The following is a 23,517-nucleotide window of genomic DNA, read 5'->3' on the forward strand; positions in this document are numbered from 1 at the left end:
CTAAACCGAGATTTCGACCCGATTACGGCCGGCTTCCTTGGCGCGATATAGCGCCTTGTCGGCCAGGGTCAGAATCTGTAGTGGCTTTTCAGCATCGTCAGGCCAGCTGGCAACGCCCACCGAGACCGTCAGTGCCCCAAGATCCTGCTCCCGATGAATAATAGGCACCTTGCGAACGGCTTCGCACAGCTGGTTCGCTTTATCCCGGGCTGCTTCGGAGGTTGCTCCCGGCATGACCACCACAAACTCTTCACCGCCGTACCGGCAAACTATGTCACTCTCCCGGAACTGCTTTTGAAGAATGCCAGCGACGATCTTCAGGGCATGGTCTCCCGCTTCGTGGCCGTGGGTATCGTTGAACCGTTTGAAGTGATCGATGTCGACAATCAACAGGGATAGCGACAAATCATTACGCTGCGCCACGGCGCTTTCATGTTCGAAAAGCTGATCAAAGTAGCGGCGGTTTTTCAGTCCGGTGAGTGCATCCTCGTAGGAAAACTTCTGCAACTCTTCCCGCAGGGCAATGCTTGAGAGGGTGATACCGATTCTCTGAATGGCCTGATCCAGTGCCGTAAGCAGACGTGCCGAGCCATACTCGCTCTCTGCCTTACCGAAAACGCCATCGCCCTCGAGCAGAAGCACACCTTCAGTCACATTGCCGGCACTGGCTGACTCCACATTCACCCAGAAACACAAGGTACTGCTCTCAGCCTCTCTCCCCTCCCCCTCGGCGCCCTGCCACTGTTTCAGTTGCGGCAGCCTGGAGGGCTCCGGGAGGCCTTTGCGGGCATCCAGAATCACCGGGAGCGGAACCGGGCGACTGAAACCCCAGACGGCAACCCGATCATACCGCTCGTCTGAGCCCCGCTGATAAAAGGCGCCTTTAAGCGGGCTGCAAATATCCGGGAGCGCCCGGATAAGCAACCCGAACGCCTGCTTCAGGCCCAGACAGTCCTGAAGCTCGGTTATCACGTCGCCCAGAATCCGGTTTTTCTCATTTTCAAAGGTCAGCATCCGGACCCGCGCCTGCTCGCGCCGGGCCAAAGCCTCCGCCTTGGCGGTACGTTCGGCAACCTTTTCTTCCAGTGACACGTTCAGCCGCTTCAACGCCTCCTGGGTGCCTGCGTAGTGCCAGAGTGAAATAACCACCACCGCCAGAGAGAACAGGAGCATTCCCCAACTGACCGGGACCCGGCCCCAGGGAAGCACACCATGGGCCACTGCCATATCCACAATCAGCAGCGCACAGAAAAAGCCAAAGGCCAACAGCAGTACCTGTTGCTCGCGCAACATTTTACCGATACGACGAAGCACGACGGCAAAAATAATAACCAGAGAAACCAGAAACATGGCATCAAATGGCGGGAACGTGGATGAGAGATCAAACACACCCGCCAGCGCGCCCAGCAACGCACCCACCAGGTAAACAAGATGCACTTTCCAGATCAGATTTATCACCCAGGGGCGATGATTGGTCAGCCATTGCTCCAGCAGCAGTGCCAGGGCCACCGGCAGCATGTAATAGGAGCCGGCAGCCAGGTAATCCCACATCAACGGCTGGTAAGCAATCAGTAGACTGGCCTGGCTCTCAGAAACCAGCATCAGGGCAGATGAGAGAGTGAACAGAGAGATAGTCGCAAAGGTTTTCTTTTCCGCCTGTAACAGTGCAAAGATGATCGCCAACAACGCAATCAAGGTGGCGAAACCCGCTATTACCAGTGCTTCGAGGGAATTCTTGAGAATGTAGAGAACCAGATCCGGATGATCCATGATGGAGACTTCGCCCCACAGCCCGATATCCGTGTAATTGGAGAAAATCCGGAAATACACCGGCTTGCCTTCATAGTTCTCCGGCAGCACGATTTCATGCCACGGCCAGCCCTCAAACCGGCCCCGGCCCTGGTCATCAAACTCGCCATACTGGTAGATTTTTTCACCCTCAACCCAGACCTGAACGATCAGATCGACACTGAAGATGTAAAGGACGGGCTCCTGCCACTCGCCGGTTGGCAGGGTGACCCGGAACCAGACATTCTCACGCCCTTCACGGCCGGGTGGATTGGAGGGAAAACCAATGCTTTGCCACTTTTCGGGTGCATCCTGCACCACCCACTCCGGAACACCGTCCTCGGTAAAGGGAGAATCACCCCAGCGATACTCCCAACCTTCGGCTACCGGCTGAGACGCTCCATAGGTAAGTGCAGGCAGTATCAAGGCCAGAAACGCGGTAACCAGACGAAGCAGGCTAATCTGTGGCATCAGGAAGGCAAACCTGAGTTGTGGGGCGATCAGATCTGATTATAGTCCAGTCCCCGAAAATCCGGAGCACTCTTTCGGGGCATACGACCGGTGCGCTCAAGGCGATTCGTGACCATGCGATGATCGAGGCGGCTCCACCACCCATTCCGGGTCCTCAAACTCACCGATGGGTTTGATATCCACGAAAGGCGCAGCGCTGCGGATGATCGCGGCCACCTCGGGGTTATGCTGCCCTTCCATGGCATCCCGCTGTTCCTTGCTCTCCCAGGAGGCGATGGCAATCAGCGTATTGGGGTCGCCAATCTTGCGGTGCAGCTCGGTGCCGCGGGCCCCCGGCGCCTGCTGGATAATTTCGCTCGCTCTTACCCAGGCATCCGCGTATTCCTCGGCAGTATGGCCTTCCCGGATATGCACTTCGAAAATAAATTTCATGAGACCTCCCGGTGACTGCCGGCTCAATCGGGTCGCGTTATCCCATGATGGCGGCGAACACCGTTAACGTGAGGAGCGACCCATCACCAGCAACGCCAGGAGCGCAGAGCCCACCATCAGCAACAGTGCCACCGCATTGAGCACGGGCGTCGACCCTTCCCGAAGGCGATTGAAGAGGGCCACCGTCAATGGTGTATCACTACCTGTCAGCATAACGGTGGTATTGAAGTTTTCAAATGACATCAGGAAGGCCATGGCGGCCGCTCCGAAAATGGATGGCAACAACCATGGCAGGGTAACGGTAAACCAGGCCACCAGGGGCGTGGCGCCCAGGTTAAGGGCAGCCTCTTCCAGCTGGGGATCAAACTTGCGAAGACGGGCAGCGATCACCAACGTACTCAGAGTCGCGATGAAGGTCACCTGCCCCATTACCACCAGCGTCATACCGGGCCAGAACAGGTCCAGTTCGATACCCCAGGCGGCCGACATATCATTGGCCATGCCGCTGTAAAACACCAGTATGGACACCCCCAGAATGACACCGGGAATCACTAAAGGCAGCAACATGAGCAGGTACAGGAACTCCTTGCCCCGGAACTGTACCCGTTCGAACAACACGGCGTTAACACACCCCAGGGCAACGCTCACCAGCGTTACCCAGAACGCAATTTTGGCACTGACCCAGAGCGCCGTAAGCAGCCCATCGTCGTGGAAGAGTCCGGTGCGGCCCTCGCTGCCATCGGCGAAATACCAGTCCAGAGTGAAGTCTTTCCATGGGAGCGACGGAAACGGCGCGTCATTGAAGGCAAACACGGCTGTAACCAGCAGCGGCAGTGCGAGGTAAACGAAAAACGCCACCAGGTACGCCAGGTAGAGGCAATCGAACAGACGGGACCGGGGGACGGAACGGATCATGGCTTCACCCTCATCCCATCACCTTGCGCAACGACTGGCCGGAGATTTTCAGCCCGAGCCAGACGATGACCGAAGAGAGTACCAGCAGCAGCACACCCAGTGCGGCGCCCTGCTCCCAGTTAAAGCGGGTAATGAACTGGGTAAAGATCTTCTCGGTAAACCAGGCGCTGTCCTTCCCGCCCATGAGCACCGGGGTCAGATAGCTACCCAGGGTAAGCATGAACACAACGATGCAGCCGGAAACAATGCCGGGCATGGCCCAGGGCACAACGATTTCGCGCAATACGGTACCGTGGCCGCCACCCAGGTCGTAGCCGGCTTCCACCAGGTTCTCATCCATGCCATCGAGGGTGGTTACCAGTGGCACCACCATGAACAGAAGCCCGTTGTAGACCAGACCGATAATGACCGCCACGTCGTTATAGAGCATTTCCACCGGACCATCCACCCAGCCCAGGGCCTGTAGCCAGGAACTGAACAGGCCACTTTCACGCAGCAGGATCATCCAGCCGTAAGTACGTACCAACTCACTCGCCCAGAACGGAATCAGGCAGGCCAGAAACAGAATGCCCTTGGAGCGCCCCCTCGCAAGACGGGCTATGTACCAGGCAATGGGGAAGGCGATGATCAGCGTCAAAAAGGTAGTGAACAACGACATCACCCCGGTACGCACGAACGTTCGCCAGTAATAGGACTCGGTAAAGAAGTTCTGATACTGCTCAATGCCCCAGGCAATGGTGTCCCAGCTTTCCCGCACCTGGAACGACACCCGCAACATCTGGAGGTGGGGCAACAACACCAGCAACACAATCCAGAGCAGGAACGGGGTAAGCAGCAACCAGAGGGATAAGCGACTGACCGATGACTTCACGGACTGTCGGCTCCAAAGACCCTGGCCAAAGCCGGATTCCAGGCCAGCCGGATTGAACTGTCGGCAGACAGCCGGGGTGCCGAACCATCCTGGGGCAGGCGGGCATACACCGGCTGGCCACAGCTCTCTGCCTCAATCCGACTGTTGGCACCATCGAACAGGGTGGTTCGCACTTTCGCCTGCATCGAGGAGAAACCGGCACTGAGGGCATCACCTGACAGCACCAGCGATTCGGGCCGGATATACAGTTCGGCCCGATGGCCGGTTCTGAGGTTGTCCGATGCCACCCGTCCCTGAACCAGAACACCGTCATCCAGACGGATGTCTGCCAGATTATCCCGCACCGCTACCAGCTCACCGGACAGGCGATTGTTATCGCCGACGAACCCGGCTACGAAGGGTGTGGCCGGTTCCCGGTAAAGTTCCTCCGGTGGCGCCACCTGATCAAACCGCCCGTCCCGCATGACGGCCACCTGATCCGACATCACCATGGCTTCCGACTGGTCGTGGGTGATGTACACGAAGGTGGTGCCGAACTGCTTCTGCAGGTGCTTGAGCTCCACCTTCATCTGCTCACGGAGTTTCAGATCGAGGGCGCCGAGGGGTTCGTCCAGCAGCAGAAGCGTGGGCTCCAGTACCAGGCAGCGCGCCAGCGCCACCCGCTGTCGCTGTCCACCGGATAGCTCCTGTGGATTTCGGTGCTCAAGATCCGGCAGGCCAACCTGCTCCAGCACCCGGGCAATGCGCTTTCGACGTTCTGCCAGTGGCATCTTCCGGCGCTTGAGCCCGTAACCGATGTTGTCGCCCACGGTCATGGTGGGGAACAGGGCCAGATGCTGGAACACCATGTTCACGGGCCGCCGGTTTGGTGGCACATCGTTCATGCGCTGGCCACGGATGTGGATGTCACCTGCATCGGGCTTGTCAAAACCGGCCAGCAGTCGCAGGAGAGTGGTTTTGCCGCAACCGGAGGGGCCAAGAATGGAGAAAAACGTGCCCGCAGGCACGTCCAGGGACACATGGTCCACCGCGGCACTGCTGCCAAAGCGGCGGACCAGTCCCTCACAGAACAGATCCGAATCCATTCCCATAGGGATCAGTTCGCGGCCTGGACGCGATCCAGCACCTGGCCTTCCATGGTTTCCAGTCCCGGGGGAACCGGCGGATACCACTTGATATTGTTGATGGCGGCTTCATCAAAGCTTTCGCGGTAAGCGTCCCTCAGATCAGCTTTGACAAACTCATCGGCACCTTTTGAGGCGGTAAAGTTGCCTGACGCATTGGTAATACGGGCCGCAATCTCCGGCTGCATCACAAAATTGATCCACTTGTAGGCGGCTTCTTCGTTCTCGCTACGGCGGGGAATCGCGAAGGTATCGATCCAGCCCAGGGCACCGGATTCGGGGGCCACAAACCGGATGTCCGGGTTCTCGGCATTGAGCTTCCAGCCGCCGGCATCCCAGGCCATGGCCGCTTTCACTTCACCGGTACGCAGCAGGGCCAGCAACTGGTCGCCACCGGTCCAGTAGGTTTTCACATTGCTTTTGCAGTCGATCAGTTTGTCCTCAACCTTTGCCATGATCGACTCGTACTGGTCCCGGTCATCGTAGGCTGCGAACGGATCCAGACCCATCGCAAAGGCAAAACCGATCAGTGTGGGTCGCTTGAGGCGGTAGCTGACCTGTCCTTCGACAGCAGGATCACACAGGTCGGTATAGTCAGACACGGTATCCGCTACCGAGCTGTGCACGATCAGACCACTGGTTCCCCACACCGAGGGCACTCCATAAAACTGGCCATCCAGTTCGGTGGAATCCTGGGTCGCCTTGACCATGGACGGCTGCAACTGATCCGTGTTCACCCGGCTGAAATCGATCGGCTTGTAGATATTGAACTGGCGCTGCACACCAACAATCCGGTCCTGGCTCGGCTGGGCCAGGTCAAACCCGGCACCGCCCGTGGCACGGAGCTTGGAAATCATGTCTTCATTGTTGGAGAGGGTCACCTTCACATCGATGCCGGTCTCCTCCTCAAACTGGGCGACCACATCATCCGGGGCGTAGCCACCCCAGGTAATCAGGCGCAGCTCTTCAGCCAGGGTACTGCCAGAAAAACCTGTGGTGGCAAGGGCTGCAGACAGCAAAAAAGCACGGTTCCGTGTCGAGCGAGAGGGCATGATCATAACGTGTCCTTACTGATGGCAAGTTCAGAAGTTTGCTAACCATTTGTTATCAGGAAGTTATAGACCATGTATTGCAGTTTTGTGAAACCCGATACAAAAAAACGGAGGCCGCAGCCTCCGCTTTTTCAGGACCATTAACAATCCGCGCGCTTAGCGGCCAGACTTCAACATTTCCCAGTACTTGGCGTAGACCTGCAGGGCGTCGTCGCCGATGTCGGTCTGGAACTCCGCGTTGATCATATCGGTGGCGTTCGGATAGCTTGCCCGGTTATTCGCCACTTCGTCCGGCAGCAAGTCCCGCGCTGCCAGGTTCGGAGTGGCATAACCGATCTCCTTACTGATCAAAGCGGAGATTTCCGGCTGCAACACGAAACTGATGAACTGGTGGGCCGCTTCCGGATTCTTCGCGTTCTTCGGAATCACGAAACTGTCCAGCCAGGCAATGATGCCTTCTTCCGGATAGACGTACTCCAGCGACTCCATGGTGTCCTTGCCCATCACGGCTTCGCCGTTCCAGATCATACCCACGTCGGTCTCACCCTCCAGGTAAGGCATGCGGGGCGCATCGGAATTGAAAGTACGAACCGAGGGCATGAGCTCGGACAGCTTTTCATAGGCCGCCTCGATTTCATCCGGATTGGTGCTGTTGCCGGAATAGCCCAATACCCGCAGGCCAACGTGGAAAACCTCCCGCATGTCGTTGGTCAGCATCACCCGGCCATCGAAACGGTCTTCCCACAGGTCTTCCCAGGCAGTGACAGGCTCACCTTCGATGTCTGCGGTGTCCACGGCCAGCCCCGTGGTACCCCAGAGGTACGGGACGGAGAATTTGTTCTCCGGATCAATATCCAGGTTCACCAGTTCCGGGTCCAGATTATCGAAGCCCTCGATCTTGCTGCGATCGATCGGCAGCAGCAGGTCTTCCTGACGCATCTTGCTGACGTAGTAGGTAGAAGGTACCGCCAGGTCGTAGGCTGCACTGTCATCCAGCAATTTCAAGCGGGCATACATGGCCTCGTTGCTGTCGTAGGTGGTGTAGACCACCTGGATACCGGTTTCTTCAGTGAAGCGGTCGAGCACTTCCTGGGGCATATACTCGGACCAGTTATAGAGGTTGAGAACCTGGGGCTCCTCAGAACTGCACCCCGTCAATCCCACTGCCAGCAAGCCGGCCAGTGCCAGTTTCTTCATCGTTTGCTCCTTATCAGAATCCATTGAGACAACATCAGCATAACCAGTGAAAACACCAGCAACAGTGTGCCCAGGGCATTCACCTCGGGTTTCAGGCCCACACGCACCATGGAGTAAATGCGCAGGGGCAGAATCTCGTAGCTCGGGCCACTCACAAAAGTACTCACTACCACATCATCGAGGGACAGTGTAAACCCTAGCAGCCAGCCTGCCAGTAATGCCGGCATGATCACCGGGATCAGCACGGTACGGGTCATGGTGAAATCAGAAGCACCAAGATCCCGGGCGGCCTCTGGAAGACTCTCATCGAATCCGCTCAGCCGCGCCATCACCGTGATCACCACAAACGGAAGACAGAAGGTGACATGAGCCAGTAGCAGCGATACATAGCCGAGCTGCAGCCCCACCAACAGAAACAGGGCCAGCAACGAAATGGCCAGGACAATCTCCGGCGACATCATCACCACAAACAGCATGCCATTGAGCAGCTTCTTGCCCCGGAACCGGTAACGATGCAGGGCCAGGGCGGTCAGGGCGCCAATCACCGTGGACACGGTGGCGGCAGACAGCGCCAGCCAGAGGGAATTCCACATGGCATTGACCATGGCCCGGTTATCAAACAGCGCCTCATACCAGCGCAGGCTGAGCCCGCCCCAGGCATAACCGGTGCGGGATTCGTTGAATGAGAACACCACCAGCACCACGATGGGCACATAGAGCAGAATGTAGACCAGGCTGAGATAGGTCCGGGGCAACCATCGTGTCATCAGGCACCCTCCTCGCCGATTCGCCGTTTACTCAGGCGATGGGCGAACATGAGGAACGCCATGGTCAGGGTCAGTACAATGCTGGCCGCCGCCCCGAAGGGCCAGTTGCGGGCATCGAGGAACTGGTTCTTGATCACGTTACCCACCAGCAGATTGCGCGAACCGCCAAGAATATCCGGCACGAAGAAAAGCCCCATGGCGGGCAGCAGGACCAGCATCACGCCGGCCAGAACCCCCGGCAGGGTGAGCGGCACAATCACATGGATAAAGGTGGACAGCCGACCCGCGCCCAGATCGTGGGAGGCCAGCAGCAACTCCTGCTTCAGGTCTTCGAACACCGAATACAGCGGCAGGATCATAAACGGCAGCAGCAGATACACCAGCCCGATGATTACCGCGCCCTCGGTATAGAGGAGCTGCAGGGGCTCATCAATCAGCCCGATCGACATCAGGGCGCTGTTCAGCAGACCGTTGGTAGCCAGGATCAGCTTCAGGGCGTAGGTGCGCACCAGGGAATTGGTCCAGAAGGGCACGATCAGCAGGAAGATCAGGATCAGTTGTCGCTGCTTGCCCACTTTGGACAAGGCCCACGCAAACGGGTAACCAATCAGCAGGCACACCAGGGTGGTCATCGCCGCCATGTACAGGGAGTGGAGAAAAACCTCCAGATACAGCGGGTCAAACAGCTGGCGATAGGCATCCAGATTCAGGGGCAAGGACAGAAAGGTTGCCGGATCCCGGGTCATGACACTGGCGCCTACCACCAGGAGATTCGGTGCCAACACCAGAAACAGGAGCCAACCCCAGACCAGGATCAGGACGGCAGTTTTGAACGGCTGCTGCATAACGCTATGCATCGGCCGCAAGTTCCTCTTCCGTTGCGGTTTCGCCGGGCAGCAGCCATTCCCAGCCATCCACCCAACTGACCTTGACCGGCTCGCCCAGGCGGTAATCGAAGGCGGGATCGTCCTCATCAAAGAATTCGCTGGCCAATACCTCGGTGCCGTCGTCCAGGTGAATGACAGAATCCAGCGTGCTGCCTTTGTAGTTACGCTCGACAATCTTGCCCGCGACACCCTGCGCATCGGCCGGATCCAGCACCCGGATGTCCTCAGGCCGCAGCAGCACGCTCAAGGGCTGGCCTTCGCTTACCGCGAAGTCCGGTCGCCGCAGGGTTCGTTTGAGGCCAAAGACATCCACGGTAATAGAGCCATCGTGAACCGACTCGACCGTGCCGGGGAAAAAATTGGTTTCCCCCACAAACCGGGCGGTAAAGAGGTTGGCTGGCCGCTCGTAAACCTCCCGCGGAGTGCCGAGCTGCTGCACCAGGCCATCCTTGAGGACCACTACGCGATCCGACATGGACAGGGCCTCTTCCTGATCGTGGGTTACGAACACGAAGGTGATGCCCAGTTCTCGTTGCAGACGCTTCAGTTCCACCTGCATGGTACGGCGAAGCTTGTAATCCAGGGCCGAGAGCGGTTCATCGAGCAGTAGCAGCCTCGGCCGCTTGACCACTGCCCGGGCGATGGCCACCCGCTGCTGCTGGCCGCCGGACAACTGATGCGGCTTGCGGCGGGCAAAATCCTGCAACTGGACCATGGCCAGCGCTTCATCGACTCGCTGGCGAATCTCGTCCTTCGGGCGCTTTTCCATCTTCAGACCATAGGCCACGTTGTCGAACACCGACATGTGGGGAAACAACGCGTAATGCTGGAATACGGTATTGAGCGGACGTTTTTCCGGGGCAGTGTGGGTGAGATCTTGTCCCGCCAGGGTGATGCTGCCCTCATCGGGATGTTCGAAACCGGCCATCAGCCGCAGCAGGGTGGTTTTTCCGCACCCGGAAGGGCCCAGCAGGGTAATGAACTCGCCGTCGTAGATCTCAAGATCCAGACCGTCGAGCACCGTTTTGCCACCGAATTGCTTGGAAAGATTGCTCAGGGATAGCAGTGTCTGTTTCATCGGCGCTGCCCAAAGAATGAGCGGCCTATTTTTCCAGAAACCGACGCAAACAAAAAGGGGCGCTGGGGTATTACAGCCCCGGCGCCCCTTTGACTGACAAAGCCCTCAAGCCTTTGGCTGGCTCTCAGGTATTGTCAGGCTTCAGTCCTCAGCCACACTGTTCAGGTAGGCCTTGTCCGAAATGTTGGTCCACTGACGAACCTGCTTAAGGTAGTCGCGCTGGGACTCGATGATTTCCTTCGCCAGCGGATCGTTCTCAGCGGCCTCGGCCAGCAGCCGGTTGGTGGTGCTACGCAGGGCATCAATGACTTCCGGCGGGAACACCTTGTGGGTCACATCCGGGTAGTCTTCCTTCATCCGATCCCAGGCCACGCCACTCTGGTGGGTGCTCTGGATGTACATGTCATAGGCGGCGGTGCGCATGGCCACACGCAGGATTTCCTGAAGATCCTTTGGCAGCTCTTCCCAGGTCTTCTTGTTGATCAGGAACTGGACTTCCGCGCCCGGCTCCTGCCAGCCCGAATAGTAGTACTTGGCGATCTGATGGAAGCCCATCTGGAAATCCAGGGCGGGACCGACCCATTCAACGGCATCCACGGTGCCACGCTCAAGTGCGGTATAGAGCTCACCCGGCGGCAGGTTGGTCACGGCAACCCCCAGCTCGGACATGACTTCGCCGGCAAAACCGGGGGTGCGCATCTTCAGACCCTGCAGGTCTTCCAGCGAGTTGATTTCCTCGCGGAACCAGCCACCCATCTGGTTACCGGTATTACCGCCCGGGAAAGACAGCATGCCGTACGGCTCGTAGACCTTCTGCATCAGTTCCATGCCTTCGCCATGGTAGAACCAGGCGTACATTTCAGGCGCAATCAGTCCGAACGGGATGGTGGTGAAGTACATGGCGTTCGGGATGGTGCCCTTGTAGTAGTAGGACGCAGTGTGCCCCATGTCGTACTGGCCGTTACGCACCAGATCAAAAATCCCGAACGGCGCCTTGTGCTTGTTGGACGGATCTATACGAATCTGCAACCGGCCATCCGACATGCTTTCTGCCATGTCGGCCATGTGCTGAACCGTCTCTCCCAGTACCGGAGAGTTGGGCCCCCAGGTTTGCGCAAGGCGCAAGGTATAGTTTTCCTCGGCCACCGAGGACACGCTGAACACGGTAGCCGCAGCGGCCACGGCCGCAAACAGTGTTTTCCGGATTGTCATTGTGTTGGCTTCCATTATTGTTGGTATGAAAACAGGTATTTCTTTCGCGCAACCATCATAGCTTCCTCATGGTGTTCCGCCAATCGGCAGAACACCATGAATCCGGCTCAAACCTTGAACTGACCGACCAGCTCCCGAAGGCTCTCACCCAGGCGCGCCAGTTCGTGGCTGGCTTCGTTGGTCTGGTTTACGCCGGTATCACTGCGCTGGGCAGCATCGACAATGCGGACCACGTTCTGGTTGATTTCTTCGGCAACCTGGCTCTGCTGCTCTGACGCCGTGGCGATCTGAGTCACCTGGTCATGAATCTTGCCGACCGACGTTTCGATGGTTCGCAACGCGCTGGTTGCATGATTGATTCTTTCGACGGTTTCCGTCGAGCGGTTGCGTGATTTGTTCATCCGCTCAACCGATGCCTTGGATTCGGTAACAAAGCCGTCAATCATGGTGCGAATCTGATCAGCAGACTCGGCGCTGCGTTTCGCCAGCTGGCGAACCTCATCCGCAACCACTGAGAAACCACGCCCATGCTCACCAGCCCGTGCAGCCTCGATGGCGGCATTAAGGGCCAGCAGATTGGTCTGCTCAGTCACAGCATGAATGACATCCAGCACCTGCTGGATCTCATCGGACTTTTCCGCCAGGGCATTGATGCTTCGGGCGGTATCTTCAATCTCTTCGGACAGTTTGTTCACGGCGCCCTGAGCACTGCTGATGGTTTCGCCACCTTCCCGGGCCATGCGATCGGCGTCTGAGGCCGAACTTTCAACTTCATTGGCATTACCGGAAATCTGCTGGATGGTGGCGGCCATTTCGTTGATGGCTGAGGCAATCTGATCCGTCTCGGACCCCTGCTCCTGAACCGAAGCCCGGGTCTCGTTTGCAACCCGGCTCAGTTCTTCCGCTGCAGAAGCCACCTGGTCTGTTGTCGCGCCCACCTCACGCATGGTGTCCTGGATCTTGACCACGAAGGCGTTAAAACGCCGGCCCAGCTCGGCCAGTTCGTCATTGCCCTCGTCTGGCAGTCGCTGGCGCAGGTCACCCTCACCGTCGGCGATTTCCTGCATCATGTTGCTCACGCTCTTCAGTGGCCGGGTCACGCTACGACCCACGAAGATGCCGATTACCAGGGCAATCACAACCACCAGCACTGTCACCAGCAGGATAAAGCCCAGGGTTTCGGCCATACCGGCTTCAATTTTTTCGCGAGCTGCTGCTACCTGCCGATCAATGTCGGTAATGTAGACGCCAGCACCGATCATCCAGTCCCAGTCCGGGATGATCGTGGAGTAGGACATCTTGGGTTCTTCATTGCCAGAGGCCGGGTTCATCCAGTCATAGCCATAGAAGCCCTCACCGCGGGCCGCGTCGAAAAGATTGCCAACCAGTTTCCTGACAACCGGGTTTGACGTGGGGCCTTCTTTCGAAGGATCTGGAGCATACGCCAGGTTGAAAACATCCCGGGTGTAGGCGAATACGTAATTGGTTTCGTCAAAACGGATAGAACGCAGACGCGCGGCAGCCGCCTCCTTCGCCTCTGCTTCTGTCATTGAGGGGTCGTTCTTGGCCTCCAACACCACTGCCTCAGCAGCATCAATCAGGTTCTGCAGCCCGGTCTTGCGTGCTTCGAGAAGACTGGTCTCCAGGCGTTTGAGTTCGGCTTCTCCGTTCGCCTGAATCTGATTGGCGGTGATCCAAGCGAGGGTTGCCGCCGTTATCAGTACAGGCATCAGTACGGCGATAAGTAAGCGGCTTCGGATTTTTAACCGGCTCAGAACATTCATGCTTTCAAACTCCCGGGAACTTGCTATTGATGCGGATTATCCACAGACCAACTCAGGTGATCTGTTCCAGTTTGTTAAAAGAGATTTCACTGACTCTCTCTGCGCGTGTTCAGCGCTACGGATAAACGGACCTTCCGCCAATGTTTTCAGACAAGTAGAGTAACGGCAGTAACGTAAATGTCTTGAGCAAGCGTCAGACTAAAGGACCACTACGAAGGTAGGCCAATGAAGCACCTGTTTCTGGTACGCCATGCCAAATCCAGCTGGGCCGATGAAACGCTCTGTGACCGGGAGCGGCCACTGAACGCCCGGGGCGAGAGTCAACTGGTACCTCTGGGCAAGGCTCTGGAAGCAGCGGGCGCGTTCCAGGGCGAGATCTTCACCAGTGATGCCACCCGCGCCATCGCCACACTTGAGGGGGCAGTGCCTGAGATGGCTGCTCGCGAGCGCTGCCAGCATCTTGCCGAGCTGTACACCTTTGACTACCGGCGTCTGCTCGCCTGGCTGGAACATCGCGACGCTGATTCCGGAATCACGCTTGTAGGTCACAATCCTGCCTTGCTGGAACTGGCCCAGTGGCTGCTGAAACATCCTCCCGAACAGCTACCTACCGCCAGCTTCATTCACATCCGCCTCCCGATCAAACATTGGCACCAGCTAGACCGGGGCAAGGGCAAGCTGGTGGCTCTGATGACGCCACAGGATTACAGCTATGCCCACTTCGAACGGAAACTTAAAAAGAAAGCCAGAACCGAGGGAGACGACCCGGCAAGGGACATCCCCAAGGCCCTTCACCACCAACATGATCGGCTAAGGCAACTGGAGCGTGGTGTTATCCTGGGCCTGGACGACGAATTCCTGCACCAATACCGGATTGCGATTCGGCGCAGCCGGGCCATTGCCGAATCGGTGCAGGAAGTGACCGGTGACAAGACGCTGGCAAAAGCGGTTAAAACCCTGAAACGTCATGCCCGTGCGACGGGACCGTTACGCGATCTGCATGTTTTTCTCCAGGACTTGCCTGAATTGTGTGGCGACAATTCGGAAATCCGGGCAGCCCTGCAGATCTGGTTCGAACAGGAAACCGCCAACCGCCACAAAAAACTGGTCAAGCGCCTGCAGAGCAAGCGCTATCACGACAGCATGGAGCACTGGCTGAACCTCATTGAGTCCCGAAAGTTCCAGAAGTTGGCGGAGACTCTGAGGGCAAAAGACATCCGAAAGGCGGTGGAGAGCCGTATAAAAGGATTCAACAAATTGACCGCTGAGCTGATGCATACCTCCCCGGATGAGGATATTCATCGGCTTCGCAAGCAACTCAAGCGAATCCGTTACCTGATGGAGCTGGACTCGAAAACCTGGAAGTCCGAGCTGAAAACGATGAAAGCACGCCAAAAGCTGTATGGCCGCTTCCAGGATCTACATGTTCAGATCGAACTGCTTGACCAGTTCCGCAAGGCGGCCCCGGAGGTCTTACCCGCCGCCCTCGACGGGATTCTGGAAACCCTCGAAGAGCGCAAAGTGGACGCCCGGAAACAGATTCTGACCCTTGGAGGACTTGATGGAGCCCCGTTATGACACCCTGTTTTACGACGGACAATGCCCACTATGTGCCAAGGAGATTCGCACCTTGCGCAAACTGCAGCGTGGCAATCTCATCTTCGCAGACATCCACGAACAGCGTGATGGCAGCGGCAATTTGCCGAGCCATGAAGCTCTGCTGCGACGCCTGCACCTGATGACCTGGACCGGGGAATGGGTCATCGGCTTGCCTGCAAACGTTCGGGCCTGGTCCCACACGCCCTATGGCTTTCTGTTCAAGCCCCTGCTGTGGCCCGGCATTTTCCAGATTGCCTCGCGTATCTACGGGAGATGGGCAGATAAGCGGTATGAACGGAAATACGCCTGTGCCATTGGCGACAACAGGGCGGCCTAATGGTGGAAGGCTGGCCTCTAATCAGGCGGCGCCCCCTCTTCGCATTTGCGGCACTCAAGCTCAAACCCGAGCATGGATGCCCGTCCGTCTTCCGTAGTCACCCATGGGCGATTCACCCAGGGCGGCGTGTGGCGCACATGCTGATTATGCCCACACGCTAACTGGGCCACCCAGTGGTCTTCTTCGTCCTTGTGATAGCCTGTAATGGGTTGCTTCATCGGACCTCCTTCGTATATCTGCGGGTGACTCACTGCGGCCCAATCACTTATCCTCTGGAATAACCTTATTCCATAAGTTTGAGGAGCTCAGCCATGAAAACTGCCCATGACCTTGTAGAAGCCGCCAGGAAAGAAATCCAGGAAGTGCCCCTGGATCAGGCGGACGATGCCATCAGGAATGCCGATCTTCTGCTGGATGTGCGGGATGCGGATGAATACCGGGCTGGCCATATACCGGGCGCGGTGAACATTTCCCGCGGCTTGCTGGAGTTCAAGTTTACCAACGATCCGGCGTTTGAGAGCCGCGACATGAACATTGTCTGCTACTGCAAAACATCCGGGCGAGCCGCCCTGAGCGCCAAGGCCCTGAAGGAAATGGGCTACATGCATGTGCAGTCCATCGCCGGTGGATTCGATGCCTGGCAGGAAGCAGGCAAACCGGTCGCCAAGCCGGAACTGCCCTCGTTCGAGTAATGGATACCTACAGGCAGCAGGTCTTGTACTTCCGGCCACTGCCACAGGGGCAGGCGTCGTTCCGACCGGGCTTCAACTGGCCCTCGCTGGTGTCTCCCCGAAGGTAATACCAGCGGCCCTGCTCCTGAACGAAATCGGATTTTTCTTCGAGAAAGCCCCAGTCTTTACCCAGGCGGTAGAGCGCTCGGAAATGAACCCTGCCGCGATTGCCCGACTCACTGGTGTCCAGGATCTGCAAACCGGTCCATTCCGGCGAGTCTGCCAGAGTGAGCGTCTGTGGTCGTGTGCTCTGGTGCCAGGTGGCTCGCAGGTAATCCGGAAGATCGAGAACGAACGCTGCGTAACGGGACCGCATCAGTGCCTCCGGCGACGGAGCCGGTTTATCCTGATGGAACGGCTGGCAGCATTCGGGGTAGGATTTGCCGCTGCCACAGGGGCAACTTTGGTGTTCAGGCTGCTGGGTCATCGGGGATCATTCTTTTCGACTTTGCTCCTGGCCCCGCAGTGTATCAATATCTGACCGGTACTGCTCCGGCCTTTTCCAACGACTTCCTGGTGATTTCCTTTGACGGATGTATCGCTGTTACAGATTCTTCTGGCCAACCTTGCCATTCTCGCCGGGGCCTGCCTGCAGGGCGTGGCCGGCTATGGCATTGGTACACTGGCTGCGCCATTGCTTTTTCTTATCAGCCCGGTGTTGGTCCCCGGCCCCCTGATACTGAATGCCACTCTGCTTACTGTCTTCATGCTGATACGCAATCGAGGCGCATTGCAGGTCCGGGAAGTGCGCTTTGCCATTGTGGGCGGAGTTGTCGGCGCAATTCTGGCGGCTCTGACATTGCTGGTGATCTCGACGGCGGGCTTCGAGCTGATTTTTGGTGTGCTGATTCTCGCCGGGGTAGCGCTCAGCATTGGTGGGCTAAAGCCTGCGCTGAACGCCCGCAACAGCGTGATGGCCGGAGCCGCCTCGACCTATATGGGCACGATTACCGCAGTGGGTGGGCCACCGATCGCCTTGATCTACCAGAATGAAAAGGGGCCTCTGGTCAGGGCCAATATGTCCGCGTTCTTTCTGGCGGCCAGCGTCCTGAGCCTGTCAGGCCTGCTCGCTTCCGGCTACCTGGGAACGCGGGAGCTGTTCCTGTTCGCAGTGACCTTCCCGGGCGTATTCCTGGGCTTCTGGCTTTCCGGCAAACTCGTCAACCGCATGCCCTTTGAAGGCCTTCGCCCGGTCATTCTCGGCATCGCGGCCATCGCCGGAACCGCAGCCCTCATTCGCGGCCTGCTCCCGCTCTAGGAATCGGCCCAGAGCCGGACACGGAACCGATTCTTGCGCCAGAGCAGCGCCAGCCAGATGGCATTGGCGTTGATCAGGAAAGCCAGGATCCACTCGAAAGCATCGTCCTTGCGGCTATAGAACTCCGGGGCCACGCCATTCAGGATCACTGAAAGAATCCCCACAGCGAGGGTCAGTTGGCAGAGATTCAACAGCCTCATGCCCGTGTGTTTCCAAAGTGGATGGCTGCGCAAGCCGGCGCTAACCAGCAACTCACAGATGAAGGTGAGCGAAAAATACAGAACCACACCAACACGGCGGACCAGATTGAAGCCGTCGCCGGCATGGCCCAGCGCCAGGGTATAGGCGGCAAGCGACACACTGGCCACCATACCCAGCCACGGGATCCAGGCAACCCCGGACGAATGTACGCCGAGCTGGCGCAACCACCGGCCGTTGAGCCACCAGAACAGAATCCCGAGCAAGGCCGCCGGCAGCATGGTACCTTTGAAAATGAAGTAAGATGTTCCGTGACGGCCGGTACGACTGATGCTGGTACAGCTATCCCAGTAGGGGTTGCACAGCTCCACATACCCTTCCAGCACCGATACGGTAAACGTGGTGTGTATGGTCAACAGCGGAATAAGAGCCGCTGCCAGAGCCAGCCACCACAGATGAAAGGAACGATGGTCATTCATTGGAAAAATCCCTCTGACCGACTCCTTGCCCGGCAACGCAACACCGGCGAACTTGTTCGCCAATGCATTGAATGAACATTATTTGACCAGATTTTGCAATCCGGTCCATCCTGTTAGAGCGATTTTGCCTCAAAATAGTGCTCCAGGGATTCAGGATTAGAGTATGAGTGCACCCCATCAGGAAATTGTTGAAAGCCAGATCGACGTGTCAGAACTCGCCATCGGCATGCACGTCACACGCCTGGACCGCCCCTGGGAAGATACGGACTTCCTGATTCAGGGGTTTGTTATTCGTGACCAGACGGAGATTGATGCGCTGCGGGCACAGTGCGAATTTGTCTTCATTGAAGGACGTATCGATGGGGCACCGCTTCCACAACACGGTAACGGCCACGGGCGAAAGCCTTCAGGCCTGATGGGACTCTTCCGCAGGAAACAGACGACCGTACCGGTGCACAATCCTCCTAAATCTGTACCACCCCGAAAGCGCGTTCGATACATCAACAAGATCGACGCTGGCCGGGAGATGGAAACCGCGATCATACGCTTCGAAGAGGCTCAGAAGACCGCCAAGTCCATCATGTCGGGCCTTAGGGTGGGCCGCACACTGGACCTTAACAATGCCCGGACAGTGGTAAACCACTGCGTGGAAAGCGTCCTCCGCAATGAAAACGCGCTGTTGTTACTCACAAAAATCAAGCACCAGGATGAATACACCGCCGAGCATTGCATCAACGTGTCCATTCTGGCGGCGGCCTTTGGCAAGCATCTGGGATTGCTTGAAGGAGAAATCCGCAATCTGGCCCTGTGTGGCCTGCTCCACGATGTCGGCAAGACCCGGATTCCCGATGAGATCCTGAACAAGCCGGGAGCACTGACGCCGAAAGAGTTCGACGTGATGCGTCACCACACCACCCACGGCCGCACTATCCTGATGGGTACCAGCAACTCCCTGAATACCGCCGTGGATGTCGCATTCAGCCACCATGAGCGGATGGATGGTTCTGGCTACCCTCGCGGACTTCATGCCCAGCAGATCCCCTACTTTGCCAAGATCATCGGTTTGGTGGATACCTACGATGCCATTACCAGCAACCGGGTCTACGACAAGGGTCGGGCCTCCATGCAGGCGCTGGAAATCATCCACAAGCACCGCGGCACACAGTTCGATGAAGAACTGGCAGATGCCTTTATCCAGATGATTGGCGTGTATCCGCCGGGCTCCATCGTGGAAATGGTGAACGGCGAGGTTGGCATCGTTGTGGAGAGCAGGCCAGAGCACAAGCTGAAGCCCTGCGTTCTTCTGGTCAGGGAGGCCGATAAAAGCCTGACGAACCCCTACCGGACAGTCGACCTGAAAGTCAGTCCTGAAGACGCCGCGGGTGAAATCTATCGCATCGCCCGGGAAGTCCCTGACGGCACCTACGACATCGTGCTACAGGAGTTTGTTGACCAGGGTCTGATTGTAACCAAGCCAAACCCGGGCACTGACGCCACATAAAAGGGACAGTCTGTTACTTTCTAACCGGGAATGCCCTGCTATACTGCCCTCAAACAATCTGCGGCACACCAAAACATGAATTCCGGCATCCCGTCCCTGAACATTCCGGTCACGCCAGAAGGTGCTGGTACTTCGGAAATAACTCCGCCCGAAGGACTCAGAGCCATACTCGACAATCTGGACGCCCTGGTTTACGTCTCTGATTTCGAGACGTATGAACTTCTTTACATGAATGCCTATGGCCAGAGAGTCTGGGGCTCTATAGACGGGAGAAAGTGTTGGGAAGTCCTGCAAAACAACGACAGCCCATGTAACTTCTGCACCAATCACCTGCTGATTGATTCCGAAGGAACAGCATCCCCACCTCATATCTGGGAGTTCCAGAACCGATTGGATAAACGCTGGTACCAGTGCCGGGATCAGGCAATTCCCTGGATAGATGGCCGGCTGGTCCGCCTGGAGATCGCTACCGACATCACCGGGCGAAAAGAAATGGAACTGGCACTCAAGGAAGCCCATGAAAAAGCCCGGGCTGCTGCCTTGGAGGACGATCTTACCGGACTTCGAAACAGAAGAGCCTTTTTCGAACTGGGTAACCAGCTTTTGAAGCAATCCCGAAGAAACGGTTCGCCCCTGGCGATCATCATGTTTGATCTGGACTACTTCAAAAAGATCAATGATAACCACGGCCACGAGGCCGGAGATGAGGTGTTGCGGCACATCGGGCAGCTTCTGGAAAGCAATGTACGTGAGGCGGATATCGCGGCACGCATTGGCGGCGAAGAGTTCGCAATCCTCCTTGCCGATGCTCATGCGGTTCAGGCTTCAGAGCTGGCAGAGCGGCTACTGGAACTCATGCAAAAAACGCCAGTCCGGTACCGTGACGTGCGTATCCGGCCAACTGCCAGTTTCGGCATTTCAGCACTTCACCCCGAGGAGCCAGATCTCAAAAACCTTCTGGCCAGGGCCGATAACGCCATGTATGAGTCAAAAGCACTTGGCAGGGGCCGGGTGCGAATCAAGCCCTGAACCGCACCCGGAATAAATCACACTAGTCACCCCGGCCGCTTGGTTACCGCCATGGTCAGCCGGGAAATGCAGGTGGTTTTCCCTTCTTCGTTCTCAAGCAGAATCTCCCATACCTGGGTGGCACCACCAATATGAATGGGCCTGGCCGTGCCGTATACCCAGCCTTTGGTGACCGGACGGATGTGGTTGGCGTTGATATCCAGCCCCACTGCGACGGTTTCCGGATCTTTCAGGCAGCAGTTGGCCGCCATGCTTCCCAGGGTTTCCGCCAGCAACACCGACGCGCCACCATGAAGAATGCCGAATGGCTGCACCGTGCGTTCATCAACGGGCATGCGACCCTTCACATAATCATCGCCAATCTCAAGGTACTCGATGCCCATGTAGCTGACAGCGGTGTTTTCGCTGGATTTGGCCAGTTGTTCGATGTTGGGGGTGCGGGTCCAGATTGCCATAGGGAAATTGCTCTCGATATTGTTGGAAACAGGAAAAACGCAAGGGCCCAGTTTATACAGATAGGATGCGAACTACCAAGCCCTTCTTTGCTCACCTGTCCCGGACTTTTCGAGCAACCTCTCAAACTCAGTCGCAGGCAGTGGCCGGCTGAAATAGTAGCCCTGGAAGCGGGTGCACCCCATGCTCACCAGGCGTTCCAACTGCCCTTTGGTCTCGACACCTTCGGCCACCGCGGATAACTTCAGGGCAGAGGCAAGAGCCAGGATAGTCTCGGCGATGGCTGCGTCATTGGGATCATCAAGGATGTCCCGGACAAACCCCTGGTCAATCTTCAGCTCATCCAGCGAGAGCCGTTTCAGGTAACCAAGGGATGAATAGCCCGTGCCGAAATCGTCCAGGGAAATGCGTATGCCCATGCTTCTCAGGGTTCGCAGTGTTTCCTCCACCAAATCAAGATCGTAAGCCAGTGCACTCTCGGTAATTTCCACTTTCAGGTTTCTGGGGGATGCACCCGTTTTTCTGAGCAATGCCATCACAGTTGAGCAAAAAGACGGCAGATGGAACTGCCTCGCACTCACGTTTACCGACACCTGGAGCCGTGCCAGAGCACCGCCGCGTTGCTTCCAACTGGCTATCGTGGACATGACCTCTTCAAGTACCCAGTAGCCCACCGATTCAATGAGGCCCGTTTCCTCTGCCAACGGAATGAACTCGGCGGGAGACACCATGCCGCGGCCCGGGCAATGCCACCGAAGCAACGCCTCGGCACCTATCGGCTTTCCTTTCTCGTCAACAAGAACCTGATAGTGCACCGCCAGCTGGTTCTTCCGAATGGCCAGTCGAAGGTCGGATTCCATGGCCAGGCGTTCGGACACCTTTTTCTGCATCATGGCATCGTAGAAACGGATGCAGTTGCGACCGTCTTCCTTGGCACGAAACATGGCCATGTCGGCCTGACCAAGGAGCTCTTCGAGGGAATCATCGTGATCAAAAAACAGGGTGACACCAATACTTGGCGTACCGGTGTACTCAAAGCCATTCAGTTCATAGGGTTCGTTCAGTGCTTCCCGGACTTTCTCACAGACCTTTTCCACACGGGCCGCAGCGCTGGCAGCATCGGCCGGAAACCCCTTCAGAACGAGAACAAACTCATCGCCACCAAGCCTTGCGACGGTATCCCACTCCCTGACTGTCTGCTTGAGCCTTTTGCCGACCTGAATCAACAGCTCATCTCCTGTCATATGGCCCGCCGAGTCATTGATGTTCTTGAAGTGATCCAGATCGATAAAGACCAGGGCGCCGTGGTTATGATCCCGGGTGCTTCCAGTTAACGCCTGGGCCAGGCGATCCCGCAACAAGCGCCGGTTTGGAAGGCCCGTCAACGCGTCATAGAACGCCAGTTTCTCTATCTCTGATTCCGATTGCTTGCGGTCACTCACATCGTAGAAGTACCCGTACCAGATCATGCTGTCATCGGCCAACCGGGCAGGAACCGACCGCGCTTCCATCCAAGCCGTTGTTCCGTCCTGTTTCCTGGCCCGGAAGTTTGTTTCAAACGGCGTCATTTGCCGCCTTGATTCATCTACATCTTCGTCGAAGGATTTCTTGTCTTCTGGATCAATGAGGTCTAAAAGGGGCTTCGCATCGAAGCTGAGTGCATCGGCCGTGAGTCCGAACAGCTCCTTCACTTTTTCACTGATGAAGGGAAACGTAGTTTGCCCGTCGGGGTACATCCTGAACTGGAAAATAACCCCCGGAAACTGGTCTGAATACCGATAGAGGCTGTTTTCGAATCGCACATTGCGACTGGCCAATATCTGTCGGTGCACCGCAGCCCCCAGAACTTCGCCTACCTGGAGCATAAAATCCTCTGTACCCGGATCCAGTGCACAGGAATGGTCAAGAAAATCGAACCCCAGAATACCGCTGACTTGCTCCTCCAACTTCAAACCAATGAGAACCAGACTCCGGATACTTTCACGAAGGAATTCCAGTTTCTCTTCTTCTGCATCGGGGGGAAGTTGTTCGACTTCGGGGATCACCAGAACCGGAAGGATCTGAAGCTGTTCCATAAGCCAGGGATATCGGTCCTTCGGAAGATTTTGAATGGCATCCCGTTGGGGTGTGACCCCTTCTCTGCAGGCCTCATGGGAGATGGAAATTGTCTGGGTGGCTTCTTCGAAATTGATCAGGTAAGCGCGATCAGCTCCCAGCCAATCGCCGAGCTCAGTAATAACCCCATGGATGCAACCATCCAGTTCGTCAATCTTCGAGCGGGCAAGGTTGAGCGACAACCTGTACACGAAATCCTTTTGGTCCGATGTAACTGCCTTTCCCATTGCTACGGACTC

Annotated in this window: 23 protein-coding genes; 6 read left to right on the plus strand and 17 right to left on the minus strand. The window is 57.0% G+C overall.

Translation table 11 applies throughout. The features are described from left to right. The 12 genes from ABNF92_RS09155 to ABNF92_RS09210 form a co-directional block, all read right to left on the minus strand. On the minus strand, nucleotides 1-2,259 hold the full coding sequence (locus ABNF92_RS09155) for a diguanylate cyclase (RefSeq protein ID WP_349343971.1): 2,259 nt from the start codon (nucleotides 2,257-2,259) through the stop codon (nucleotides 1-3). A 96-nt stretch (nucleotides 2,260-2,355) separates the two neighbouring features. After that, complete coding sequence (locus ABNF92_RS09160) at nucleotides 2,356-2,691, minus strand: antibiotic biosynthesis monooxygenase (protein ID WP_069182706.1); 336 nt, start codon at nucleotides 2,689-2,691, stop codon at nucleotides 2,356-2,358. Between the two features lie 63 nt (nucleotides 2,692-2,754). Beyond that, nucleotides 2,755-3,606, minus strand: coding sequence for an ABC transporter permease (locus ABNF92_RS09165; RefSeq protein ID WP_349343972.1), 852 nt, complete (start codon nucleotides 3,604-3,606; stop codon nucleotides 2,755-2,757). A gap of 10 nt (nucleotides 3,607-3,616) precedes the next feature. Then, on the minus strand, nucleotides 3,617-4,477 hold the full coding sequence (locus tag ABNF92_RS09170) for an ABC transporter permease (RefSeq protein WP_349343973.1): 861 nt from the start codon (nucleotides 4,475-4,477) through the stop codon (nucleotides 3,617-3,619). Beyond that, nucleotides 4,474-5,568: an ABC transporter ATP-binding protein gene (locus ABNF92_RS09175; protein WP_136630712.1), complete on the minus strand. Its 1,095-nt coding sequence runs from the start codon at nucleotides 5,566-5,568 to the stop codon at nucleotides 4,474-4,476. The genes ABNF92_RS09170 and ABNF92_RS09175 overlap by 4 nt, the downstream gene beginning before the upstream one ends. Before the next feature lie 5 nt (nucleotides 5,569-5,573). Beyond that, nucleotides 5,574-6,659: an extracellular solute-binding protein gene (locus tag ABNF92_RS09180; protein WP_167352684.1), complete on the minus strand. Its 1,086-nt coding sequence runs from the start codon at nucleotides 6,657-6,659 to the stop codon at nucleotides 5,574-5,576. A gap of 150 nt (nucleotides 6,660-6,809) precedes the next feature. Beyond that, nucleotides 6,810-7,850 carry an extracellular solute-binding protein gene (locus ABNF92_RS09185; RefSeq protein WP_069182702.1) on the minus strand — a complete coding sequence of 347 codons (1,041 nt, stop codon included), beginning with the start codon at nucleotides 7,848-7,850 and terminating at the stop codon, nucleotides 6,810-6,812. Continuing rightward, nucleotides 7,847-8,617 (minus strand): spermidine/putrescine ABC transporter permease PotC, encoded by a 771-nt coding sequence (potC, locus tag ABNF92_RS09190; RefSeq protein WP_069182701.1) that lies wholly within the window; start codon nucleotides 8,615-8,617, stop codon nucleotides 7,847-7,849. The genes ABNF92_RS09185 and potC overlap by 4 nt, the downstream gene beginning before the upstream one ends. Beyond that, nucleotides 8,617-9,474, minus strand: coding sequence for a spermidine/putrescine ABC transporter permease PotB (potB, locus tag ABNF92_RS09195; protein WP_136630711.1), 858 nt, complete (start codon nucleotides 9,472-9,474; stop codon nucleotides 8,617-8,619). The genes potC and potB overlap by 1 nt, the downstream gene beginning before the upstream one ends. Further along, on the minus strand, nucleotides 9,467-10,582 hold the full coding sequence (gene potA, locus ABNF92_RS09200) for a spermidine/putrescine ABC transporter ATP-binding protein PotA (protein WP_136630710.1): 1,116 nt from the start codon (nucleotides 10,580-10,582) through the stop codon (nucleotides 9,467-9,469). Before potA ends, potB begins: the two co-directional genes overlap by 8 nt. A 141-nt stretch (nucleotides 10,583-10,723) precedes the next feature. Next, a complete protein-coding gene (locus ABNF92_RS09205) occupies nucleotides 10,724-11,794 on the minus strand; it encodes a TRAP transporter substrate-binding protein (protein ID WP_349343974.1) in 1,071 nt (356 codons plus the stop codon). A gap of 107 nt (nucleotides 11,795-11,901) precedes the next feature. After that, nucleotides 11,902-13,578, minus strand: a complete 1,677-nt coding sequence (locus ABNF92_RS09210) for a methyl-accepting chemotaxis protein (RefSeq protein WP_349343975.1) — start codon at nucleotides 13,576-13,578, stop codon at nucleotides 11,902-11,904. A gap of 225 nt (nucleotides 13,579-13,803) precedes the next feature. Between ABNF92_RS09210 and ABNF92_RS09215 the strand changes: the two genes are divergently transcribed. Both ABNF92_RS09215 and ABNF92_RS09220 read left to right on the plus strand, forming a co-directional pair. Continuing rightward, nucleotides 13,804-15,156, plus strand: a complete 1,353-nt coding sequence (locus ABNF92_RS09215; RefSeq protein WP_136630707.1) for a CHAD domain-containing protein — start codon at nucleotides 13,804-13,806, stop codon at nucleotides 15,154-15,156. Then, nucleotides 15,140-15,514 carry a DUF393 domain-containing protein gene (locus ABNF92_RS09220; RefSeq protein WP_349343976.1) on the plus strand — a complete coding sequence of 125 codons (375 nt, stop codon included), beginning with the start codon at nucleotides 15,140-15,142 and terminating at the stop codon, nucleotides 15,512-15,514. The genes ABNF92_RS09215 and ABNF92_RS09220 overlap by 17 nt, the downstream gene beginning before the upstream one ends. A 17-nt stretch (nucleotides 15,515-15,531) precedes the next feature. Here the strand turns inward: ABNF92_RS09220 and ABNF92_RS09225 are convergent, their stop codons facing one another. After that, nucleotides 15,532-15,732, minus strand: coding sequence for a DUF3565 domain-containing protein (locus ABNF92_RS09225; protein WP_069182693.1), 201 nt, complete (start codon nucleotides 15,730-15,732; stop codon nucleotides 15,532-15,534). A 93-nt stretch (nucleotides 15,733-15,825) separates the two neighbouring features. On the opposite strand from ABNF92_RS09225, the gene ABNF92_RS09230 reads away from it, so the two are divergent. After that, complete coding sequence (locus tag ABNF92_RS09230) at nucleotides 15,826-16,206, plus strand: rhodanese-like domain-containing protein (protein ID WP_349343977.1); 381 nt, start codon at nucleotides 15,826-15,828, stop codon at nucleotides 16,204-16,206. A gap of 7 nt (nucleotides 16,207-16,213) precedes the next feature. Here ABNF92_RS09230 and ABNF92_RS09235 read toward each other — a convergent pair whose 3' ends face one another. Continuing rightward, nucleotides 16,214-16,672 carry a YchJ family protein gene (locus ABNF92_RS09235; RefSeq protein WP_349343978.1) on the minus strand — a complete coding sequence of 153 codons (459 nt, stop codon included), beginning with the start codon at nucleotides 16,670-16,672 and terminating at the stop codon, nucleotides 16,214-16,216. A gap of 99 nt (nucleotides 16,673-16,771) precedes the next feature. Between ABNF92_RS09235 and ABNF92_RS09240 the strand changes: the two genes are divergently transcribed. Then, a complete protein-coding gene (locus ABNF92_RS09240; RefSeq protein ID WP_136630705.1) occupies nucleotides 16,772-17,503 on the plus strand; it encodes a sulfite exporter TauE/SafE family protein in 732 nt (243 codons plus the stop codon). Here the strand turns inward: ABNF92_RS09240 and ABNF92_RS09245 are convergent. Continuing rightward, complete coding sequence (locus ABNF92_RS09245; RefSeq protein ID WP_136630704.1) at nucleotides 17,500-18,180, minus strand: hypothetical protein; 681 nt, start codon at nucleotides 18,178-18,180, stop codon at nucleotides 17,500-17,502. The genes ABNF92_RS09240 and ABNF92_RS09245 overlap by 4 nt on opposite strands. 163 nt (nucleotides 18,181-18,343) lie before the next feature. On the opposite strand from ABNF92_RS09245, the gene ABNF92_RS09250 reads away from it, so the two are divergent. Next, complete coding sequence (locus tag ABNF92_RS09250; protein WP_349343979.1) at nucleotides 18,344-19,681, plus strand: HD-GYP domain-containing protein; 1,338 nt, start codon at nucleotides 18,344-18,346, stop codon at nucleotides 19,679-19,681. A gap of 75 nt (nucleotides 19,682-19,756) precedes the next feature. Then, nucleotides 19,757-20,710 (plus strand): GGDEF domain-containing protein, encoded by a 954-nt coding sequence (locus tag ABNF92_RS09255; RefSeq protein ID WP_349343980.1) that lies wholly within the window; start codon nucleotides 19,757-19,759, stop codon nucleotides 20,708-20,710. Between the two features lie 26 nt (nucleotides 20,711-20,736). On the opposite strand, the gene ABNF92_RS09260 is transcribed toward ABNF92_RS09255, so the two are convergent. After that, complete coding sequence (locus ABNF92_RS09260) at nucleotides 20,737-21,165, minus strand: hotdog fold thioesterase (protein WP_222465948.1); 429 nt, start codon at nucleotides 21,163-21,165, stop codon at nucleotides 20,737-20,739. A gap of 72 nt (nucleotides 21,166-21,237) precedes the next feature. After that, entirely contained in the window at nucleotides 21,238-23,505 is a 2,268-nt protein-coding gene (locus ABNF92_RS09265; protein ID WP_349343981.1) for an EAL domain-containing protein, read from the minus strand. Nucleotides 23,506-23,517 lie beyond the last annotated feature (12 nt).

The sequence above is a fragment of the Marinobacter sp. MMG032 genome, from assembly GCF_040112695.1.
In the GTDB taxonomy this organism is placed as follows: Bacteria; Pseudomonadota; Gammaproteobacteria; order Pseudomonadales; family Oleiphilaceae; genus Marinobacter; species Marinobacter salsuginis.

Coding starts and splice junctions, on each gene's coding strand:
- ABNF92_RS09235 (WP_349343978.1), bottom strand. CDS start 16,672: ATGACCCAGCAGCCTGAACACCAAAGTTGCCCCTGTGGCAGCGGCAAA.
- ABNF92_RS09210 (WP_349343975.1), bottom strand. CDS start 13,578: ATGAATGTTCTGAGCCGGTTAAAAATCCGAAGCCGCTTACTTATCGCC.
- ABNF92_RS09245 (WP_136630704.1), bottom strand. CDS start 18,180: ATGAATGACCATCGTTCCTTTCATCTGTGGTGGCTGGCTCTGGCAGCG.
- potB (WP_136630711.1), bottom strand. CDS start 9,474: ATGCATAGCGTTATGCAGCAGCCGTTCAAAACTGCCGTCCTGATCCTG.
- ABNF92_RS09265 (WP_349343981.1), bottom strand. CDS start 23,505: ATGGGAAAGGCAGTTACATCGGACCAAAAGGATTTCGTGTACAGGTTG.
- ABNF92_RS09225 (WP_069182693.1), bottom strand. CDS start 15,732: ATGAAGCAACCCATTACAGGCTATCACAAGGACGAAGAAGACCACTGG.
- ABNF92_RS09165 (WP_349343972.1), bottom strand. CDS start 3,606: ATGATCCGTTCCGTCCCCCGGTCCCGTCTGTTCGATTGCCTCTACCTG.
- ABNF92_RS09180 (WP_167352684.1), bottom strand. CDS start 6,659: ATGATCATGCCCTCTCGCTCGACACGGAACCGTGCTTTTTTGCTGTCT.
- ABNF92_RS09255 (WP_349343980.1), top strand. CDS start 19,757: ATGAATTCCGGCATCCCGTCCCTGAACATTCCGGTCACGCCAGAAGGT.
- potC (WP_069182701.1), bottom strand. CDS start 8,617: ATGACACGATGGTTGCCCCGGACCTATCTCAGCCTGGTCTACATTCTG.
- ABNF92_RS09250 (WP_349343979.1), top strand. CDS start 18,344: ATGAGTGCACCCCATCAGGAAATTGTTGAAAGCCAGATCGACGTGTCA.
- ABNF92_RS09260 (WP_222465948.1), bottom strand. CDS start 21,165: ATGGCAATCTGGACCCGCACCCCCAACATCGAACAACTGGCCAAATCC.
- potA (WP_136630710.1), bottom strand. CDS start 10,582: ATGAAACAGACACTGCTATCCCTGAGCAATCTTTCCAAGCAATTCGGT.
- ABNF92_RS09185 (WP_069182702.1), bottom strand. CDS start 7,850: ATGAAGAAACTGGCACTGGCCGGCTTGCTGGCAGTGGGATTGACGGGG.
- ABNF92_RS09155 (WP_349343971.1), bottom strand. CDS start 2,259: ATGCCACAGATTAGCCTGCTTCGTCTGGTTACCGCGTTTCTGGCCTTG.
- ABNF92_RS09220 (WP_349343976.1), top strand. CDS start 15,140: ATGGAGCCCCGTTATGACACCCTGTTTTACGACGGACAATGCCCACTA.
- ABNF92_RS09175 (WP_136630712.1), bottom strand. CDS start 5,568: ATGGGAATGGATTCGGATCTGTTCTGTGAGGGACTGGTCCGCCGCTTT.
- ABNF92_RS09205 (WP_349343974.1), bottom strand. CDS start 11,794: ATGACAATCCGGAAAACACTGTTTGCGGCCGTGGCCGCTGCGGCTACC.
- ABNF92_RS09215 (WP_136630707.1), top strand. CDS start 13,804: ATGAAGCACCTGTTTCTGGTACGCCATGCCAAATCCAGCTGGGCCGAT.
- ABNF92_RS09160 (WP_069182706.1), bottom strand. CDS start 2,691: ATGAAATTTATTTTCGAAGTGCATATCCGGGAAGGCCATACTGCCGAG.
- ABNF92_RS09230 (WP_349343977.1), top strand. CDS start 15,826: ATGAAAACTGCCCATGACCTTGTAGAAGCCGCCAGGAAAGAAATCCAG.